General features: G+C 43.3%; 3 protein-coding genes. 1 reads left to right on the top strand and 2 read right to left on the bottom strand.

Annotated elements, in window-relative coordinates:
• On the top strand, window positions 1-368 hold a 368-nt coding region (locus VLN09_RS12260), incomplete at its 5' end, for an ATP-binding cassette domain-containing protein (protein WP_325246914.1).
• Window positions 369-457: 89 nt separating this feature from the next.
• On the opposite strand, the gene VLN09_RS12255 is transcribed toward VLN09_RS12260, so the two are convergent.
• Both VLN09_RS12255 and VLN09_RS12250 read right to left on the bottom strand, forming a co-directional pair.
• Complete coding sequence (locus VLN09_RS12255) at window positions 458-1,105, bottom strand: aminodeoxychorismate/anthranilate synthase component II (protein ID WP_325246912.1); 648 nt, start codon at window positions 1,103-1,105, stop codon at window positions 458-460.
• Between the two features lie 33 nt (window positions 1,106-1,138).
• Window positions 1,139-2,557, bottom strand: a complete 1,419-nt coding sequence (locus tag VLN09_RS12250; protein ID WP_325246910.1) for an anthranilate synthase component I family protein — start codon at window positions 2,555-2,557, stop codon at window positions 1,139-1,141.
• Between the last annotated feature and the right edge of the window lie 126 nt (window positions 2,558-2,683).

Genomic DNA, 2,683 nt, shown 5'->3' with positions numbered 1-2,683 from the left:
AACTTCAGAAAGTAGGTTTGTCTGATAAGGCAGATTTATATCCTTTTCAGCTATCAGGCGGTCAACAGCAGCGCATTGGTATTGCTCGTGCATTGGCGATTGAGCCTTCGTTACTACTATTCGATGATCCAACCTCGGCACTTGATCCTGAGCTGGTACAAGATGTGCTTGAAACCATGAAACAGCTGGCATCAGAAGGTTGGACGATGGTTGTTGTTACTCATGAAATAAATTTTGCCCGCGATGTCGCTGATCATGTGGTTTTGATTGAAGATGGTAAGATCGTTGAAGAGGGCAGTGCTGAGCAGATGTTTGAGCTGTCGACGCATCCACGTACACAAGCATTTTTGCAGCGTATCGAAAGTTAGAAAATACATCATATTGACAGTTAAAAAAAGACTGGCTTGCTATTAAGTCAGTCTTTTTTATCTGGGATTTTTTGTTTAAAGCTATCTTATTACGCTTGTAGTAAAAAATTCGTCAATAAACGCTTGGCACCTTCGGTCGCAAATGACTCTGGGTGAAACTGCACGCCTTGAATGGGATAGTCTTTGTGCTGAATACCCATTATCTCATCACCAGCCAGCGCCGATTCAGTCAAATCGAAATCCTTATGTTCATCATTGGAGACGACAGCAGTGACGGTTAAACAATCAGGTAGCGTGTCTGCTTGTACCATCAAAGAATGATAGCGCATGATTTCTAACTCCTGCGGTAAATCGTGATAAACGCCCGCACCATCATGACGAATGGCTGAAACCTTACCATGCATCGGCACACTGGCGCGTATTACGTCACCGCCAAATACATGAGCAATGCCCTGCATACCTAAGCAAACGCCCAATAGCGGCGTCGTTTTTCCCATCACTTCAATCACTTCAGCACAAATGCCAAAATAGGCGGGATCATCAGGTGACCCTGGACCGGGTGAGATAATAATACGGTCAAGATTCATCGCTTGTACATCTGCTAAGGTAATTTCATTATTGCGCTTGACGATGACATTTGCTTGTTTATCACTGTCCAGCGTCTGCAAAATCTCACCAATATATTGGTAAAGATTAAAGGTGAAGGAATCGTAATTGTCGATAATTAAAACATTCATAAGTCATAAACTCTTGGGTAAAATATAGTCAATTTACGGGTTCGTAAAACTGTCTAAGACGACTTTCATCGCAGAAAGCTTACGCTGAATCTCTAAGTATTCATCAGCAGGATTGGAGTCGTAAACATTGCCGCCACAAGTTTGCGCATAGGCAGATTCGCCATTAATAAATAGGCTACGAATAGGAATGGCAAAGATACAATCACCGTTAAAGTTAAATGAGCCAAGCGCACCGCCATAAGCACCGCGACCATCTGGTTCTAGCTCATTAATAACTTTGATTGCTTCGACCTTTGGTGCGCCTGACAAGGTGCCCGCAGGGAAGTTGCTGGCAAGGGCGCTAAACATATCTTCATCAGGATGCAAAATACCGACGATTTCAGAAGATATATGCTGCACATGAGAAAAGCGTTTGATATCCATCAAATTACGCACTTTTACGGTACCAAATTGTGCGACGCGTCCGATATCATTGCGATGCAAATCGACTAACATATTGTGCTCGGCAATCTCTTTTGCATCATTGAGTAGGGCGCGCGCAAGTTTGCGGTCTTCGGCAACATCAACGCCGCGCTTGGCTGTACCTGCGAGTGGATAAGTTTCCATCTCGCCCTGACGCAAGCGAAATAACAATTCAGGTGAGGCACCGATAATGCATTGCTGAGCAAATTTCATAAAATACATATGCGGTGATGGATTGACCGCCCGCAGTTTTTCATAAATCGGCATCTTATCGCCAGCGATACGATATTTGGACTTAAAGCCTACTTCGCACTGAAAGATACGCCCAGAGATGATGTCTTCTTTGACTTGCATAACGACTTTAGCATGCTCTTCTTGACTCATGCCATCACCTAAAAACTCTACGGTAGGCGGCTTATAGCTTGGGATGGGCACATCAAGTAAGGCTTTGATTTGCTCGATACGATTGTCTTGCTGAGCGGTTGGGTAATAAAAATAGAATATCTCACCGGTCATCTTATCGAGCGTCAAGCCATCTAGATATACACCAAATTTAAACGGCTCAAAATCATCGCTAGGCTTAGCATTCACGCTTGGCTCGAAAAAATTGACACTGTCATAACCCAAGTAGCCAACCAAGCCGCCGCTTTGCTCACGGGCGATGACATGCTGCGGAGTAATAGTACGTAGCAGCTGATAAGGATTTTCCGTCTGATAATGTTTGGTTTCAGTGGTTTTATTATCGGTAATCGCAAGCGTTGTACGGTCAATAGCAGCAATGGTCATCACCGGATCGAAACCAATCGCATGATGACGTGACATATGGCTGTCTTCGCCCAAGGATTCGAGTAAATAACAGGTATCAAAAACATGCTCAATACGTTTAAATAACGCAAAAAAATCGATATCTTGCGTAAGTTTAATACGTTGCGGCTTGCTTGGAATATCAATAGCAGCAGGTTTGTTTTGCTGCAATGTAGGAGAGGTCATAACGAAATCCAAAGTAATTCAAATAGGTATAGCTTAAATAAGTTTAGGTAGTGTTGATGAATAAATTACATATCTTGTCTGTGGGTGGCGAGCAGCGCGCTTACATCATGATTTTGCATGGCTTTG

Origin of the sequence: Psychrobacter sp. (assembly GCF_035469765.1) — a bacterium.
Classification (GTDB): Bacteria; Pseudomonadota; Gammaproteobacteria; order Pseudomonadales; family Moraxellaceae; genus Psychrobacter.
This window is presented reverse-complemented; position numbering and strand designations above follow the sequence as displayed.

Bases quoted from the DNA above. Each gene is read 5' to 3' on its own strand.
- VLN09_RS12255 (WP_325246912.1), bottom strand. From the start codon at position 1,105: ATGAATGTTTTAATTATCGACAATTACGATTCCTTCACCTTTAATCTT.
- VLN09_RS12250 (WP_325246910.1), bottom strand. From the start codon at position 2,557: ATGACCTCTCCTACATTGCAGCAAAACAAACCTGCTGCTATTGATATT.